The organism is Paraburkholderia sp. BR10954 (assembly GCF_040965775.1).
Lineage (GTDB): Bacteria > Pseudomonadota > Gammaproteobacteria > Burkholderiales > Burkholderiaceae > Paraburkholderia > Paraburkholderia youngii.
The window spans coordinates 1-373 of record NZ_JBFRCK010000250.1 but is presented as its reverse complement, the minus strand read 5'-3'; the positions used below and the strand labels follow the sequence as shown (position 1 = coordinate 373).

General features: G+C 66.5%; 1 pseudogene. It reads right to left on the bottom strand.

The features are described 5' to 3' along the window. Positions 1-373, bottom strand: a pseudogene (locus AB4Y34_RS42105) (hemagglutinin); the annotation flags it as partial.

The following is a 373-nucleotide window of genomic DNA, read 5'->3' as shown; positions in this document are numbered from 1 at the left end:
ACGCTCACCGTGCTCGCCGGGTTCGCTCCGGCGAACGCGTAATCCGTCCCGCCGATGCTCGCACCCGCCGTGCCCACCGCGGCTGCCGTCACCGAGCCTGCGCCCAGCGCGACATCACCCGCGTTGTTCGACACCGCACCCATACCGATCGCCACCGAGTCCGCACCCAGCGCCGACGAATCCGCTCCCGTCGAGTTCGCGTGGAAGTACTTCGTACCGTTCTCGTACACGTTCGTTACCTGGTCGCCGATGCTCGACACCTGGTCACCGAGGTTGGTCACCTGGTCGCCCAGGTTCGTCACGTTGGTGTTGGTCTCGGTCAGCTGCGCCATGTTCACCGCATCGCCCGGGTTCACGCCTTCCGCCACATTCG